We start from the raw sequence: 14,439 nt of genomic DNA on the forward strand, positions 1-14,439 counted from the left end.
ACTGCTCTCAAGTTTGGTTTGCTATCCGCCAGTCTCACCCCGTCTTCGTGCCGGTGATGACGGCCAGCGCCTCGACGAAGCGGTCGAGGTCGGCCTCGTCAGTGTAGAGAGCGGGCGTCACGCGGATGCATTGGCCTTTGGCGACGCCGGCCCGGCGCACCGTCATGATCTTGTAGCTGTCCCGAAGCTTCGCCACGATGGCTTCGTTGTCGACCTTGCTGGTCTTGCCGGCGAGGCGGAAGGACGTGATCGCGCCATATGAGCCGGCTTCATCCGGCGTCAGAATCTCGATGTCCTTGAAGCCGCGGACGCGGCTCACCCAGTAGTCGCGCAAATAACGCAGGCGGGCCTGCTTGGCCGCCGCGCCGATCTGCTGATGCAGCGCCACGGCCGTCGGCACCGTCAGCACCGTGGCGAAATTGACCGTGCCGGTATGCACCCGCGAGCGGATGTCGCTGTCCGGAAAATCCTCGTCGCCCATGTCGCGATCGATGGCCGCGAGGCGGTCCTTCCTGATGTAGAGGAAGCCCACGCCGAGCGGGGCGCCGATCCATTTGTGCAGGTTGAACCCGACGAAATCGGCGTCGAGCTCGCCCACCCGGAAGTCGATCTGTCCCCAGGAATGGGCGGCGTCGACGATGACGTCGATGCCCTTGGCCTTCGCCATGGGGGCGATCTCGGCGACCGGCATGACGAAGCCGGTGCGGTGGCCGACATGGGTCAGGAGGAGAAGTCTCGTCTTCGGGTTCGCCTCGATGGCACGGGCGTAGGCGTCGAGCACCGCCTGGCGGGTGGCGGACTCCGGCACGTCGAACTTGACTACGTCGACGCCGCGGCGCGCCTTCAGCGCGTTCATCGCATACTGCATCGAATCATAGTCGAGATCGGCATAGAGCACGCCGTCGCCGGGCTTCAGCCTGTTGTAGCCGCCGATGAGGAGCTGAAGCGCTTCGGTCGCGCCGCGGGTCAGCGCGATCTCCTCGGGCAGCGCGCCGACCGCCTCCGCCACCCTGGCGCGCACGGCCTCGAAATCCGTCCCCGCACGCAGCCGCGCGTAATAGGTGTTCTGATAGTTGACCATGTCGGACTGGCGGATGAACTCGCGCCTGACAGGCTCGGCCATGATGCCCCAATAGCCGTTCTCGAGATTGACGACATCAGGCGTGACGGCATAGAGCCCCTTCACAGCCGCCCAATAGGCCTTGTCGGTGGCGACAGCGGCCATCGAGCCGGTCGGCTGCGCCGGAAGGCCTTCAGCCGCCATCGCCGGTGCCGCAAGCGGCACCACGGCTGCTGCCGCGAGGCCCTTGAGGACCAGCCGGCGGTCGGCCGAAATCGTCTTGATCAGTTGCATGTCAGCTCTCCCCAGAGCGTTCCCGAGCGAGCTGACGTCCGGCTCGCGTCAGGAAAACGCGTCAAGCAATCATCCAGAGCTCCGTTCCGATGTCATCGGAACGGAAGAGGCTCCGGAGCGCCGGGAAAGAAGCAACGGACCATGCAGCTGAGATGACCGGAGCATGACAATGCGATGATCGAGCAAAGCAGATTGCAGGATCAGGCTGCCGCCTGCTTCGTTGCGGCTCGCGCGTCTTGAGAGGACGGGATCAGACGGTCTGCAGACGCGTCCGGCACGAGCGGAACAAGGTCGTCCACCGCGCTCTCGACCCGATTGCGGCCGAGCGCCTTCGCCGTGTAGAGCGCCTTGTCGGCGCGTTCGCATAAGGCCTCGATGCCGGCGGGCGCGCTATCCGCATGTGCGAGGCCGACGCTGACCGTGGCTGCGACCGCAACACCGTCCATGACACGCGCGGCCGCCGCGAAGCTCTCGCGGACGCGCTCGGCGGCAGCGATCGCCGCCTGCCGGTCCGGCCCCTTGAGGATCGCGGCGAACTCCTCGCCGCCGAGCCGGCCCGCAACGCCGCCTCGCGGCAGAGAGGCGGACAGTGTCTGCGCGAACAAGCGCAGCACGCGGTCGCCCATCGCATGGCCATGGGTGTCGTTGATCGATTTAAACAGGTCGAGATCGAACAGCAGGAACGCGATCGTCCCGTTTGCGGGCGCTTTCAGGCATCGCTCGGCGAATTCCAGGAAGGCGCGGCGGTTGGCGAGACCGGTCAGCGCGTCCGTCATCGAGGCGCGCTTGTGCACGAGCTCGCTCCGTTCCTTGGTGAGCGCAAGAAACAGATAGCTGATGGCGATGATGAAGAGCAGGGTAAACGTGCTTACGATCGCGAACCAGAACGACTGCAGCGCCTCGAAGCTCGTGACCGGCGCCGCGGCGAGCGGATGCGCCACGGCGAGCGGAATGCGCACGAGAAACAGGCCACCGCCGAGCGCGGTCAGCACGATCAGCGGCCATCGCGACAGCAGCGGCTCCGCGCGGCCGGTCCACAGCACGTAGGCGCAGCCGAGCGAATAGAAGCCCATGGCCGCCGAGACGACGATCATGCGCGCCGTGGCGGACTCGTACAGCGCCGGGACCTGGCAGACTGCGATCCATGTCACCGCGCCGGCGAGCAGGAGAAACGGGCTCGCCCGCCGGCCTTCGAAGCAACGCGCCCCCTCCAGCATCAGAGCGCAGGCCGTGAACAGGACGACGTAGGCGAGATCGACCGAGTAGACATCCGGGATCACGCCGCGCAGGCAGAGCAGGCCAAGCGCGGCTGCCATGACCAGCACGGCGCCGCCCCACCAGCCAAGGGCGCGAACCGCGCGATTTTGCAGCCACGCGAAAACCGTCAGCGCACCGAGCAGCACCATGACGGCCAGCATCAGCACGTAGATCGTCGGGACATAGAGCAGCGGCATGGTTCTCACCCTGTCGCCGGCGCTATACCAAGCCGCCGCTACGATTTGCTTGCGATGATTGGTAAACGCGGTGGTAACGGCCGTGGCGGCGCCGAGCTGCGTCACAGTCTGGCAGACAGCAGCATCGCCGCGACCAGCAGACCACGGCGCAACGCCGTCATCGTCAAACCGCAAGGCCCAATGCGCCACCCTCGGGCTGAGGCGCCACTGAACCGGCGGGCACATGATTGACGACGAGGCCGGTCGGCACCGCCGCATGTTTTGACAGCGCCGCGGTCACCCTGCGCATCGCGGCCGAACCGAGCTCGCCGGCGCGCGCCACCAAGACGATCAGGTCCGCATGCGCGGCCAGGGCGATGGCGTCGGGCTGCAAAGCGAGATTGCCGGCGTGGACGATGATCAGGTCGAACTCCGAACGAATGTCGTCCTCGGGCTTCGCATCGGGCTTTCGGCCGGCGCTCAGCAGCTCCTCGATCGATTGAAGGCCCGCCGTGGTCGAACCGTCGTGCCATTCGGTCACCGGCGGCTGGTGACTTGCGAATTCCGGCTGGAGGCGGATCAGCACGCTCATCATGCCCCGATTCACGGCGGCGCGATTGAGGGAGCGCGCAACCGTGTTGCCGCCGGCGCTCTTGCCGACCGACAACACCAGCGCGACCTTGCAGCCGCGCACCGGCACGCGGTCGATGCGTTCGAGCAGCGGCCGCAGATGAGTGCCGACATCGAGCTCGGCCGAGGTGGCAACCGGTTTTTGCCAGACGGTGCTGATCCCGGCTCCGGATGCCAGCTCAGGGATACGAACCCAGACAGGAAGGCTGGGCATCGGCTCGGGCCGGGGCACGGCGGCGGGCGGTGGCTGGGCTTGCCGGTTGGGTGCCTCCTCGGCATCCACAGATGCTGGCGCCCGAACGGACGCGGGCTCGTCGGCGGACACGCTCGTCATCACCGCAACGGCGCCGGTCGACGTCAACAGCGAGCCGATCGCCAGCGCCGCGAGCAGCAGGGCGAGCGGCGGACGCGTCGAGCGCACCGGCGGAATGGCGATCGAGGCGACCTTGGTCTGGGACGCCTGCAGCTGACGCTGCTCGCTGGTCGTCTTGAACCTCGACAGGAACTGCTCGTAGATGTTCCTGTTGGCGTCGGCGTCGCGCTGCAGCTCCTGCAGCTTCACGAGAGCCTGGCCGTCGACCAGCATCTTCGTCTCGACGGCCTTGAGCTGCTTCTCCAGCGCGTTCTGCTGCTCGCGCTGGGCCTCATATTCGGACTTGGCCGTGTCGATGTTCTTCTTCCGCTCGATCTCGATCTGCCGGTTGATGTCGGCGAGCTGGCTGTAGGAGATCGCGAGGTCGGGATGGCGATCGCCATACACCGCCTTCTTCTGCGCGATCTGGTCATTCAAGGTCGAGCGCTGCGCGCGCAGCATGCTCAGCAGATCCTGCTTCACCGGCCCTTCGACATTGGCCTTGAGGTCGCGTTGCACCTGCTCGTAGCGCGCCTTCGCTTCCTCGGTGCGCGCGCGGGCGGCGGAGACCTGCTGGGTCAGATCGGTCACCCGCAATTGCTGCGTGGTGGATTCCTTGCCGGCATTGACGATGTTGTGCTCGAGCCGGAACGCGGCAACGGCATCTTCCGAGGCGCGCAGGCGCTCGTTCAGCGCCTTCAACCGGTCCTTGAGCCAGTCGGCGGCCTCGTCGGTTGCCTCGGTGCGAACACGGCCCTGGCTGGCAACGAATGCCTCGGCGATCGCATTGGCGTAGTAAGCGGCGCGCTCGGGGCGGTTCGAGGTGAAGGAAATCGCAATGACGTAAGTGAGCCCGCGGCGGGTGATCTCGAGGCGGTTGCGGAATCTTTCGAGCAGGCGCGTCATGTCGGTATAACCGCCGGCGACATCCTCGTCGTCCGCGATCTTGAGCTGCTCGATCAGGGGACGGAGAAAGCCGTCGGATTTTGCGATCTCGATCTGGCTCTGAAGCGCCGCGGCATCCTGGCCGATGCCCGGCAGCACCTCCTGATCCGAGGTCACGCGCAGCTCGCGGGGATCGAGCACCACCAGGGCCGTCGCGGCGTAGCGGACCGGAAGAACCACCAGGACGACGATGCCGAGGGCGAACAGCGCCGCGGCCAGCGTCAGAATGCGCCGGCCGTTCTCGCGCAGAAAGGAGAGTGTACCGAAGGCGGTCAGCGATCCCTTGATCAGGGCGGGCCCGGTGCCGTCAGGCTTCACCTTCGCAGCCCGCGGCGCTTCCCACGAAGCCGCTTGCTCCGTCGGGGCGATGCTTCGCGGAGATGCGCTTCGACCGAACGCCATGGGGTTGGACTCGAAATCAACTGACAGGCCTGGAGGCTTGCCGCACCGTAAATATCCATGGTTAACCGGCGGTTACGGCTGGGCTGGGCTTGGGCGGTGAACGATTCGTTAACGAGACGCGGCCAGCCATTCAGGCCGCGGCGCGCATCGGCGGCGCCTGCCTGCGCTCTTCTCGATGTGCGACCGCTCACAAGCCGATGACATAACCGTCCCGCCGGGGATCGGCAGCGCCCGTCATCACGCCGGTTACCGGATCGAGCGCGACGGCCTGCATGCCTCCGCAGAGCATGGTCCATCCGGTGTCCAAAATCTCGATCTCGTGGCCCCGGCGCTTCAGTTCGGCGATGGTCTCCGGCGCGATGCGGTTCTCTGCCTGAATGAAGCGGCCGTCCAACAGCCGTGAACGCGGCGCCTCGATCGCCTGCTGCAGCGGAAGGCCGAACTCGATGTGCTGCACATAAGCCTGGGCCTGGGTTTGCGGGATGCCGTAGCTGCCGGGCGTCCCCAGCCCGAGCACCGGACGGCTGCCGCGCGTCGCAATCGACGGTGCCAGCGTCACCGGCAACGCGTCGCCCGGCCTGGCGAGGTTCGGGCTTCCCGGCTGCACGTCGGCCCAATGCAGATGATTGTTGAGGCAAACGCCCGTCCCCGGCACCACGACGCCGCTGCCGAACGGGCTGCCGAGACTTTGCGTAATGCAGACCAGATTGCCTTCGGCGTCGGCGATCGAGAACGAGGTGGTGTGGCCGGGATCGGCACGATCCTGAGGCATCCATTGCTCTGTCGGGCCCGTGATCGGCCGGCCGTCGCTGACACGCTGGCGAAGCCGCGCGATCGTCGCGTCGGACATTGCTCCAGCGGCTTGATCCGGTCCCGGATTGCCACGGGCGATGCGCTCGCCGGCCGCGAGACGGATCGCGCGATAGACCGTATCGAGATGATCGGCGCCGTCCTTCGGCAGACGCCCGAGGTCAAAGCCTTCAAGGATCTTGAGGGTCAGGGCGAACTGGAAGCCGCCGCATTGCTGCGCCGGGACGTGAAGCTCGAGCCCCCGATAGGACACGGTCAGGGGATCGAACCAATGCGGCTTGACGGCGATGACATCGTCCAGCGTCAGGCTGCCGCCGAGCGTGGCGAGATAGTCCACGATCCGCCGGCCGAGCTTGCCGCCATACAGATGCTCTGGCCCCAATTCGGAGATCTCGGCAAGAGTCTGCGCGAGATCAGGCTGCGCGACGATGCTGCCGAGCTTCACCGGCATTCCATCCAGGAGATAGTTCCTGACCAGCGCGGCGTGCAGCTCCGGCCAGGGGTCGAGCAGCGGCACCTGCTCGTTGATCTCATCGACACCGAAATCCGAGAGCGCAAAGCCGTCGCGCGCCAGCGTGATCGCCGGCGCAAAGACGTCTGGAAGCGATTTGCGTCCATACCGCGAGAGCAGCTCGCACCAGCCCGCGAGATTGCCGGGCGTCGAGGCCGCCTGCGGACCGCGCTCGAGCTCGAATCTGCTGGTGTATCTGCCGACCGGGAAGCTTGCGGGCATCGGCGGCGCGAAGTCGAGCACGCGAACGCGCTGCTCGCTTGCGACCCAGACGGTGGCCAGTCCAAACCCGGCAAGCCCCGACATGAACGGCTCGACCACGTTGAGGGCGGCCGCCGTGGCGACGGCCGCATCGAACGCATTGCCGCCCTGCATCAGGATTCGTGCACCGGCCTGTGCCGCGAGCGGATGCGCGGCGGCGACCATGCCATGCCGCGAGAACAGCGTCGGACGCCCATATGTCCTGGCGAGTTGCATCCGGTCAGGCCTTCCGGTCAGTGCGCCGTCGCAGCAGCCTGGATCGCCTCCGACATGATCTCGAGACCGCGATCGATTTCGGCCTCGGATACCGTGAGCGGCGGCGCGATGCGGAAGACGCCGCCCATGCTGGGCAACTTGACGATGTTCATGCTGAGACCGCGACGCATGGTCTCCTCCATGATCCGCGCGCCGAGTTCAAACCCCGGCGTCTTGGACTGCCGGTCGACGACGATTTCGAGACCGAGCAGAAGTCCGCGGCCCCTGACGTCGCCGACGCATTCGAACCTTTGTTGCAACGACAGCAATCCATGCCGGAGCCGGTCGCCCCTGGCGGTCGCCTGCGCCACCAACCCGTCGCGCGCGACCACGTCGAGCACCGTGACGCCGATCGCGGCGGGCAAGGGATCGGAGACATGCGTGGTGTAGAACAGGAAGCCGCGCTCGAACGCGGTCTGCTCGATGGCCTTTGTCGTCATGACCGCGGCGAGCGGCAGGCCGGCGCCGAGCGTCTTCGACAGCGTGAGAATATCGGGCACCACGCCGTCGCGCTCGAAGGCAAACATGTGCCCGGTGCGTCCGATTCCGGTCTGAGCTTCGTCGAGGATCAGCAGCATGCCGCGCTGCTCGCATTTTTGCTTCAAGGCGGCGAGATAGCCAAGCGGCAGTTCCAGTATGCCGCCGCTGGAGAGGATCGGCTCGGCGATGAAGGCCGCCAGATTGCCGGTCGACTGGCTGTCGATCAGTGCGAACGCATCGTCCAGCTCGGTCTGCCAGTCGTTGCTGCCGTCGACGTTCCTGAAGCGCGGCCGATAGGCGTTCGGCGCGGGAATGACGAACGATCCGACCGCGGCCGGTCCATAGCCGCGCCGGCCCGCGCTGTAGGTCGCCGACGCCGCCGCGCCGGTCATGCCGTGCCAGCTTTGCGCAAAGGCGACGATTTCGTGCCTGCCGGTGACGAGCTTGGCCATCCGGATCGCCGCTTCATTGACTTCCGCGCCTGTCGTCAGCAGCTGCACGCGGTCGAGACCGGGCGCAAGCGCAGCGAGACGCTCGGCCAGCGTCACCACCGGACGCGAGAGCATGCCGCTGAAGAGATGAGCAACCGCACCCATTTGCCGTGCGACCGTGGCGACGATGTCGGGATGCGTGTGCCCGAGCACGGCGCTCATCTGACCCGAGGTGAAGTCGAGAATGGCGCGTCCGTCGGCGTCGTAGACGAAACTGCCGGCCGCACGCTCAATGATGACGGGCTCGAAACTCGGCCCGTAGCGGGTCAGATGTGTGTTGGCGGAGGCCCAGAAATCGGGATCGGCATTCAAGGTCATGACAGCCACCTGCGCTTGGACGTCTGACCTCTAGTCAAGAATTTGACTTCAGGCTAATTGATATAATTCAATCTGGATATCAATCTTCCTGATGTCGATGCTGGATCTCACGCTTCTGAGGAATTTCGTCGTCGTGGCCCGCACCGGCTCGATCAGCCTGGCGGCCTTGCAGATTGGCCGGACACAGTCCGCGCTCAGCATGCAGATGCAACGGCTGGAACAGACGATCACGCAGCCGCTGTTTCACCGCAGCGGATCCGGCATGAGGCTGACCGCGGCCGGCGAGAAACTGCTCGCCCACGCCGAGACGCTGCTGGCGCAGCACGACGAGATTCTCGCCGACATGAGCGGCGAGAGTCTGAAGGGGACGCTGAGCCTCGGCTGCCCGGAGGACTATTCGATCGCTTTCCTGCCGGCGCTGCTGAAGGGGTTCTGCGCGCTGCATCCCAATGTCGAGCTGCGCATGGTCTGCGCACCGACCTCCGAACTGCGCCCGATGCTGGTGCGGCGCCAGATCGACATGGCGCTGGTCTCGCTGTCCGATGCCGGAGCGCGCGAGGTGATCCGCGAGGAGCGCTTCGTCTGGGTCGCGAACGAGGCCGAGCCGAAAATACTGACGCAGGATGTGCTGCCGCTGGCGCTGGCGGCGCCGATGAGCCTGGACTACCGCGCCGCCTGCGCCGCGATGGACGCGGTCAATCGGCGCTACAGGGTCGCCTACGCGAGCAACAGCCTCGCCGGACTGATCGCGATCGCGCGATCCGGTCATGCGATCAGCGTCCTGACACGAACCGCCGTTCCGTTCGATCTTCACGTCGTCTCGGCCGGACTGCCACTGCTTCCGACCATCGGCATCGCGCTCGAATTCTCGGAGGCGAGGCCATCGCTGCTGGCGATGACGCTGGCCGAGCACGTCCGCACCGTGTTGCCCGGACTGAAGACCAAGGCGGAGATCGATTAGTGAGCTATTGCACCTCGATGTTCGCGTCCTTGGGCGGCGACGGCGCCTTGGTCTTGGCCGGAGGCCCGAGCTCGACATGGCCAAGCAGGCAGGACCGCAGCGTCTCGATCTCCGGACAATCGGCGGTGCCGAGCGGGCCGATCAGGAAGCCGCTGTCCAGAGGCTCACACCTGTAGCCTGGATGGCGCTGCACCCGGTCGGCGATCACGACGTCGACCTTGCCTTCGAGCAGTTCGTGCAGCCCGGCCGGCTGGCTGATGCGAACGGCGATCTGGGGCTGGGCCCTGCGGAATCGTGAAAGACGCGCCCGCAACCCATCGACGGCAAAGCTCGCGTGGAGCCCGATATGCAGCAAGCTGGTGACGCCCTCGGGCTTGAGCTCGGCAGTGGCCTCGGCGAGGCCGCGAAACGCCTGACGCACCCGCGCCAGATAGGTTTCGCCACCGGACGTCAGGATGATCTGCCGCGTCCGTCGCTCGAACAGCTGCACGCCCAGCCGCTCCTCCAGCAGGCGGACTTGCTGGCTGACGGCGCCCGCCGTGACGTGCAGCTCGTGAGCGGCCTGCTTGAAGCTGAGATGGCGCGCCGCGGCCTCGAAGGCGCGCAGGGCATTGAGTGGCGGCAGCAGATACGTCATGGCCGGCTCCGGACGATGCAGGAAGGTTCGGAAAGATGCATGAGTTTCGTTCGCGCGACAAAAGAGAAATCCTGCTTTGTCACCGCTGACGGCAGGCGATACCCCCGGGGCCAACCTCCAAGCAGTCCGAGGAAACCTGCCCCAGTGCCGCCTGACATGCCGTCGATCGAAAATTCCTATTCCTGGATTCGTCTCGCCGCCTCCATCATCCTCAGCACATTGGGCTGCGTCGGGATGTGGTCCCTGATCGTCGCCTTGCCGGCGGTGCAGGCCGATTTCGATGCGCCTCGCGCCGAGGCGACCTTGCCCTACACGCTCGCCATCATCGGCTTCATGATCGGCGGGATCATCGTCGGCCGGTTGGCGGATCGCTTCGGCATCCTGCCGCCCCTGGCCGGCGGCACGATCCTGATGAGCCTCGGCTACGTGCTCACAGCCTTTGCTCCGAGCCTGTCCGTCTTCGCGACCATCTGCGGCCTCACGATCGGCCTCGGCGGCGCGGCGAGCTTCGCGCCCCTGGTGGCCGATGCCTCGCTGTGGTTCGACAGGCATCGCGGCCTCGCCGTTTCCCTGGCGACGGCCGGCAGCTCCCTGGCCGGAGTGGTCTGGCCGCCCGTCGTCCAGCATGCCATCGCCGCACACGGCTGGCGGCAGACCCATATCGGCATCGGCCTGTTCTGCCTCGCAACGATGCTGCCACTCTCCCTGGTTCTGCTGCGGCGGCCGGCGTTCCACAAGGCGACGCGCGCAGCCGCGAGCAGCGGCAACACGATGCAGGCCATAGGCCTTTCTCCGGGGGCCACGCAGGGCCTGCTCGCCCTTGCCGGGATGTGCTGCTGCGTCGCCATGTCGATGCCGCAGGTGCACCTGGTCTCCTATTGCGGCGACCTCGGCTACGGCGCGGCGCGCGGCGCCGAGATGCTGGCGGTCATGCTCGGCTTTGGCGTCGCGAGCCGGCTGATCTTCGGCTGGGTGTTGAACCTCATCGGCGGCCTGCCGACCTTGCTGCTGGGCTCGGCAATGCAGGCCGTGGCACTCGCGCTTTATCTGCCGTTCGACGGCCTGGTCTCGCTTTACGTGATTTCCGCCGTCTTCGGCCTGGCGCAGGGTGGCATCGTGCCGAGCTATGCGGTGATCATCCGTGAGCTGTTCCCGGCGCAGGAGGCCGGCTTTCGCGTCAGCCTCGCCATCTCGGTCACTCTCGCCGGCATGGCGCTGGGAGGCTGGATGGCCGGTGCGATCTACGACTGGACCGGCTCCTACGCTTCCGCGCTGATCAACGGCATCGCCTGGAATATCGTGAACATGGCGATCGCAGCCTGGCTGCTGGAGCGCCAGCGCCGGCGTGTTATCGGCACGTGCGCGGCCGCCTAGAACAGAATGGTCTTAGGTTGGATCGATTGCCGCGGGCTCGGTGCAACCTCTCCCGCTTGCGAGAGCTTTGCATATTCGCGAATCTGCGATTCCCTAGACCGCTGAGGGAGGACGGGAATGGCCCTGCGACCTCGCCGCCGCGCTCAGCTGATGTTGAGCAGGATCCGTCCCGATGTGCCGCTGCGCATCAAATCCAGTGCGTCGTTGATGTCGTCGAGCGCGAACTCGTGGGTCACGATGCCGCGGTAGCTCACCTTGCCGGCATCGCTGAGGCGAACCAGGCGCGGGATATCGCGCGCGGGCTGGCATTGCCCGCCTTCCGAGCCCTTCAGCACCTTCTCGAAGTGCAAGGGCAGCGTGTAGATTTCGGCCTTCTCGCGGGGAACACCGACAAGGATGCAGCGGCCTTTCTTCGCCGTGATCTCGTAGGCAAGCTCGATCAGATTCTTGACGCCGGTGGTCTCGACGACCTTGTCGGGTCCGTCGACCCCCGTGATGGAGCGAACCTCGGCGGCCACATCCTTCACCGCCTCGGAGTTGATGGTGTGGGTGGCGCCGAAATCCCTCGCCATCGCCAGCTTGTTGTCGAGGCGGTCGATCGCGATCACGGGCCAGGCGCCGACCATCGCGGCGAATTGCACGATGTTCAATCCAACGCCGCCGACGCCGAACACCACGACAGCTTCGCCGATGGCGATCTGCGCATCGTTATTGACGACGCCGAGCGCGGTCGTCACCGCGCAGCCGAGCAGCGGCGCGCTGGTGCGGTCGATCGAAGCGGGAACGGGCGTGACGCGGTTCTCCGAGACCACGGCATATTCATTGAAGGTGGTGACCCAGCCCGCATTGAGACGCTTGCCGCGCCAGGAATAGGCCGGCGTGTTGGACTGGATGCCCTTGCCCGGCCGCCAGTGCATGACAACGGTGTCGCCCTGCTTGCAGGAGACGACACCGGGGCCGGTTTCGACGATGGTCGCCAGCGCCTCGTGCCCCAAAAGGTGCGGCAGGAACTTGTCGACGCCTTTGACGGCGTCGATCTCGTTGATCTGCGCGCCGCAGATGCTCGAGGTGTGCACATGCGCAAGCACCTGGCCGTGTTCGAGCGTATCAGGCAGGGTGAACTCGTCGACGACCAGCGGCTTGCCGGATTCGACGAGAATGGCCGCCTTGGCAGTCTTGATATCCATCAGCAGCGCCCGGTCACTCGAAATAGATGAATTCGTAATCGCCGGTGTAGCCGAGCTTGCCGTACAGCCAGATCCATTCCGACGTATGCAGGATGGACTCCGCCGTCAGCGCCCAGCATTCGAGGTTGTGCATTTCGGCGACGTTCCGGTAGCCCTCGACCATGATGTACTTGTTCTTCCCGACCCGCTCGATCTCCTTGACCGCCGCATCGAGCTCATACAACCTGAGATTGTGCAGGGTGCCGAGCGAGATGACAAGATCGAAACTGTCGTCGCCATAGGGATAGACGTTCTGGGCGCGATAGTTGAAGAGGTACGGTTTCACCCGCTCGTGCGCATGTTCGAGACCGTGCCGGGAGATATCGAAGCCGACGACCTTCAAGCCGGGCAGGATCTTCTGCATTTCGTAAAGCAGGAAGCCCTTGCCGCAGCCGACATCGAGCACGCTCGACCCATCCTTCAGACCATAGGTCTCGATCAGCGCCTTGGCGACCGGCGCCCAGCGCCCCTCGATGAAGCGGTAGCCGCCATAGCCGAAGCGGCGGTCGCCATCCCAGTAATCGGCCTCGTATTCCCGCGCTTTCAGCGAGCAGGCGATCTTGTCGTCGTTCATGCGGGCCATGTAGTCGCGCTTGGTCGCCGTATGCAGCGGCGTCACAATATTCAGTAGTCGTCCCATCGAGCCCTCGGATTCCATCACGGTGCGGAGATTGTCTTGTACTGGCCTGGGGAGCCTTGCGCCGTGATCTGCGACTCGCCCTAGCATCTGGCCCGCGCGCCATCATTGTTTCAGATCAATGACCGGCGAATCATGCCGCTGCGGCGGCGCCGATCCGCCGCCGAACACGGAGAGGCTGCGGCACATCGCGGGCGACCGGCACCAGGCTCCCGGTGCGGCCGCCGGAAAACATGACGTCGAAGCGCATGCAACCAGAATGCGAACATCGCGTTCTTGCTGAAGAGAAGGATTGCCGATCCCGCGCCCAGGATATTCGTCATTGCCGCAAGGGAGCCCACCATGCCGACCAAACCGACCATCGCCCGCATCTGGCGCGGCCGGACCCGCCGCGACCTTGCTGACGCCTACCAGGCCTATCTGCAGGCCGAGGGCATTCCGCCGCTGCTGAAGACCGCGCTCGGTGTGCAGCAGTTGCGCGAGGACCGTGCCGAGGAGACCTGGTTCACGACCATCTCCTATTGGCCGGACATCGAGGCCATGACGGCCTTCACCAGGGGCGAGCCGACCAAGGTCCATCATCTCGCGCGCGACGCGGAATTCCTGATCGAGCTGCCGGAACGCATCGAGATCCACCGCATTCTGATCGATGAGCGGGGCCTGCAGTGAAAGGCTCAGCTCCATATTGTTCCGCCTGCATCCTCGGGAGAGTTCATTTTCCGCGGCCTTCTGGCGCTCGCCTTGCGCGGATGGAACCGAGTGGGCAACCCGCCGTTGCTCTACCCTCGACAATATGGAGCGCGACATGACAATGCGTAAAACTTTCGTCGTCCTCGCGGCCGCCGGAGCGATGCTCTCGACGGCTGCCTCGCCGGTGCTTGCGGCGCCGCTGCCGATCGGCAATCCCGGTCCCGACTCAGGCGTGCAGCAGGTGCAGTACCGGCATGGGTACGGACATGGATACGGATATAGGCATGGCTACGGCCACAGGCACCATCACGGCCATTACGGCACCGGCGCAGCCGTACTCGGCGGCCTCGCAGCGGGCGCGATCATCGGCGGCGCAATCGCCAACAGCCAGGCTCAATCCAATGCCGCCTCCTACTGCGCGCAGCGCTATCGCTCCTACGATCCCGGCTCGGGGACCTATCTGGGCAACGACGGTCTGCGTCACCCCTGCCCGTGACGCGCGCATGAGCTTGCGGCAGCCTCATCGCACAGCGAGAGGCTGCCGACACTCGGCATGCACTCGCGAAGCGGCGGACGTGTCTTGATTTCGCACTCCGCCGCGCTATACGTTTCGATCATGATGTTCACGTCCACATTCTTCCCGCTGATCTGAACGGCAAAGAGTCGTTCCGG

General features: G+C 65.6%; 12 protein-coding genes. 4 read left to right on the forward strand and 8 right to left on the reverse strand.

Translation table 11 applies throughout. The annotated features are described in order from the left end of the window. Positions 1-34: 34 nt before the first annotated feature. From XH96_RS37225 to XH96_RS37245, 5 genes are all read right to left on the reverse strand, one after another. Positions 35-1,354, reverse strand: coding sequence for an aminotransferase class V-fold PLP-dependent enzyme (locus XH96_RS37225; protein ID WP_194390231.1), 1,320 nt, complete (start codon positions 1,352-1,354; stop codon positions 35-37). A gap of 200 nt (positions 1,355-1,554) precedes the next feature. Continuing rightward, positions 1,555-2,808, reverse strand: a complete 1,254-nt coding sequence (locus XH96_RS37230) for a diguanylate cyclase (protein WP_194390232.1) — start codon at positions 2,806-2,808, stop codon at positions 1,555-1,557. A 163-nt stretch (positions 2,809-2,971) separates the two neighbouring features. Further along, the gene (locus XH96_RS37235; protein WP_194390233.1) at positions 2,972-5,116 is read right to left on the reverse strand and encodes an exopolysaccharide transport family protein; all 2,145 of its coding nucleotides are present in this window, start codon (positions 5,114-5,116) and stop codon (positions 2,972-2,974) included. Positions 5,117-5,303: 187 nt separating this feature from the next. Further along, positions 5,304-6,914: a gamma-glutamyltransferase family protein gene (locus XH96_RS37240; RefSeq protein ID WP_194390234.1), complete on the reverse strand. Its 1,611-nt coding sequence runs from the start codon at positions 6,912-6,914 to the stop codon at positions 5,304-5,306. 17 nt (positions 6,915-6,931) lie between these two features. Next, positions 6,932-8,242, reverse strand: a complete 1,311-nt coding sequence (locus tag XH96_RS37245) for an aspartate aminotransferase family protein (RefSeq protein WP_194390235.1) — start codon at positions 8,240-8,242, stop codon at positions 6,932-6,934. Between the two features lie 97 nt (positions 8,243-8,339). On the opposite strand from XH96_RS37245, the gene XH96_RS37250 reads away from it, so the two are divergent. Next, positions 8,340-9,203 (forward strand): LysR family transcriptional regulator, encoded by an 864-nt coding sequence (locus tag XH96_RS37250; protein WP_194394403.1) that lies wholly within the window; start codon positions 8,340-8,342, stop codon positions 9,201-9,203. Between the two features lie 4 nt (positions 9,204-9,207). Here XH96_RS37250 and XH96_RS37255 read toward each other — a convergent pair whose 3' ends face one another. Next, a complete protein-coding gene (locus XH96_RS37255) occupies positions 9,208-9,840 on the reverse strand; it encodes a LysR family transcriptional regulator (RefSeq protein WP_246789888.1) in 633 nt (210 codons plus the stop codon). A gap of 156 nt (positions 9,841-9,996) precedes the next feature. Between XH96_RS37255 and XH96_RS37260 the strand changes: the two genes are divergently transcribed. After that, positions 9,997-11,214 (forward strand): MFS transporter, encoded by a 1,218-nt coding sequence (locus tag XH96_RS37260; RefSeq protein ID WP_194394404.1) that lies wholly within the window; start codon positions 9,997-9,999, stop codon positions 11,212-11,214. A gap of 143 nt (positions 11,215-11,357) precedes the next feature. Here the strand turns inward: XH96_RS37260 and XH96_RS37265 are convergent, their stop codons facing one another. Then, positions 11,358-12,401, reverse strand: coding sequence for a zinc-binding dehydrogenase (locus XH96_RS37265; protein WP_194390236.1), 1,044 nt, complete (start codon positions 12,399-12,401; stop codon positions 11,358-11,360). Between the two features lie 13 nt (positions 12,402-12,414). Further along, the gene (locus XH96_RS37270; protein ID WP_194390237.1) at positions 12,415-13,080 is read right to left on the reverse strand and encodes a class I SAM-dependent methyltransferase; all 666 of its coding nucleotides are present in this window, start codon (positions 13,078-13,080) and stop codon (positions 12,415-12,417) included. 339 nt (positions 13,081-13,419) lie between these two features. Between XH96_RS37270 and XH96_RS37275 the strand changes: the two genes are divergently transcribed. After that, positions 13,420-13,746, forward strand: a complete 327-nt coding sequence (locus tag XH96_RS37275; RefSeq protein WP_194390238.1) for a hypothetical protein — start codon at positions 13,420-13,422, stop codon at positions 13,744-13,746. A 136-nt stretch (positions 13,747-13,882) separates the two neighbouring features. Then, the gene (locus XH96_RS37280) at positions 13,883-14,263 is read left to right on the forward strand and encodes a BA14K family protein (protein WP_194390239.1); all 381 of its coding nucleotides are present in this window, start codon (positions 13,883-13,885) and stop codon (positions 14,261-14,263) included. Positions 14,264-14,439 lie beyond the last annotated feature (176 nt).

It is taken from the genome of Bradyrhizobium sp. CCBAU 51765 (assembly GCF_015291725.1).
Classification (GTDB): Bacteria; Pseudomonadota; Alphaproteobacteria; order Rhizobiales; family Xanthobacteraceae; genus Bradyrhizobium; species Bradyrhizobium liaoningense.

Excerpts from the sequence above, each read along its gene's own strand:
- XH96_RS37280 (WP_194390239.1), top strand. The coding sequence starts at position 13,883 with ATGACAATGCGTAAAACTTTCGTCGTCCTCGCGGCCGCCGGAGCGATG.
- XH96_RS37275 (WP_194390238.1), top strand. The coding sequence starts at position 13,420 with ATGCCGACCAAACCGACCATCGCCCGCATCTGGCGCGGCCGGACCCGC.
- XH96_RS37270 (WP_194390237.1), bottom strand. The coding sequence starts at position 13,080 with ATGGGACGACTACTGAATATTGTGACGCCGCTGCATACGGCGACCAAG.
- XH96_RS37245 (WP_194390235.1), bottom strand. The coding sequence starts at position 8,242 with ATGACCTTGAATGCCGATCCCGATTTCTGGGCCTCCGCCAACACACAT.
- XH96_RS37225 (WP_194390231.1), bottom strand. The coding sequence starts at position 1,354 with ATGCAACTGATCAAGACGATTTCGGCCGACCGCCGGCTGGTCCTCAAG.
- XH96_RS37250 (WP_194394403.1), top strand. The coding sequence starts at position 8,340 with ATGCTGGATCTCACGCTTCTGAGGAATTTCGTCGTCGTGGCCCGCACC.
- XH96_RS37260 (WP_194394404.1), top strand. The coding sequence starts at position 9,997 with ATGCCGTCGATCGAAAATTCCTATTCCTGGATTCGTCTCGCCGCCTCC.
- XH96_RS37235 (WP_194390233.1), bottom strand. The coding sequence starts at position 5,116 with ATGGCGTTCGGTCGAAGCGCATCTCCGCGAAGCATCGCCCCGACGGAG.
- XH96_RS37240 (WP_194390234.1), bottom strand. The coding sequence starts at position 6,914 with ATGCAACTCGCCAGGACATATGGGCGTCCGACGCTGTTCTCGCGGCAT.
- XH96_RS37230 (WP_194390232.1), bottom strand. The coding sequence starts at position 2,808 with ATGCCGCTGCTCTATGTCCCGACGATCTACGTGCTGATGCTGGCCGTC.
- XH96_RS37265 (WP_194390236.1), bottom strand. The coding sequence starts at position 12,401 with ATGGATATCAAGACTGCCAAGGCGGCCATTCTCGTCGAATCCGGCAAG.
- XH96_RS37255 (WP_246789888.1), bottom strand. The coding sequence starts at position 9,840 with ATGACGTATCTGCTGCCGCCACTCAATGCCCTGCGCGCCTTCGAGGCC.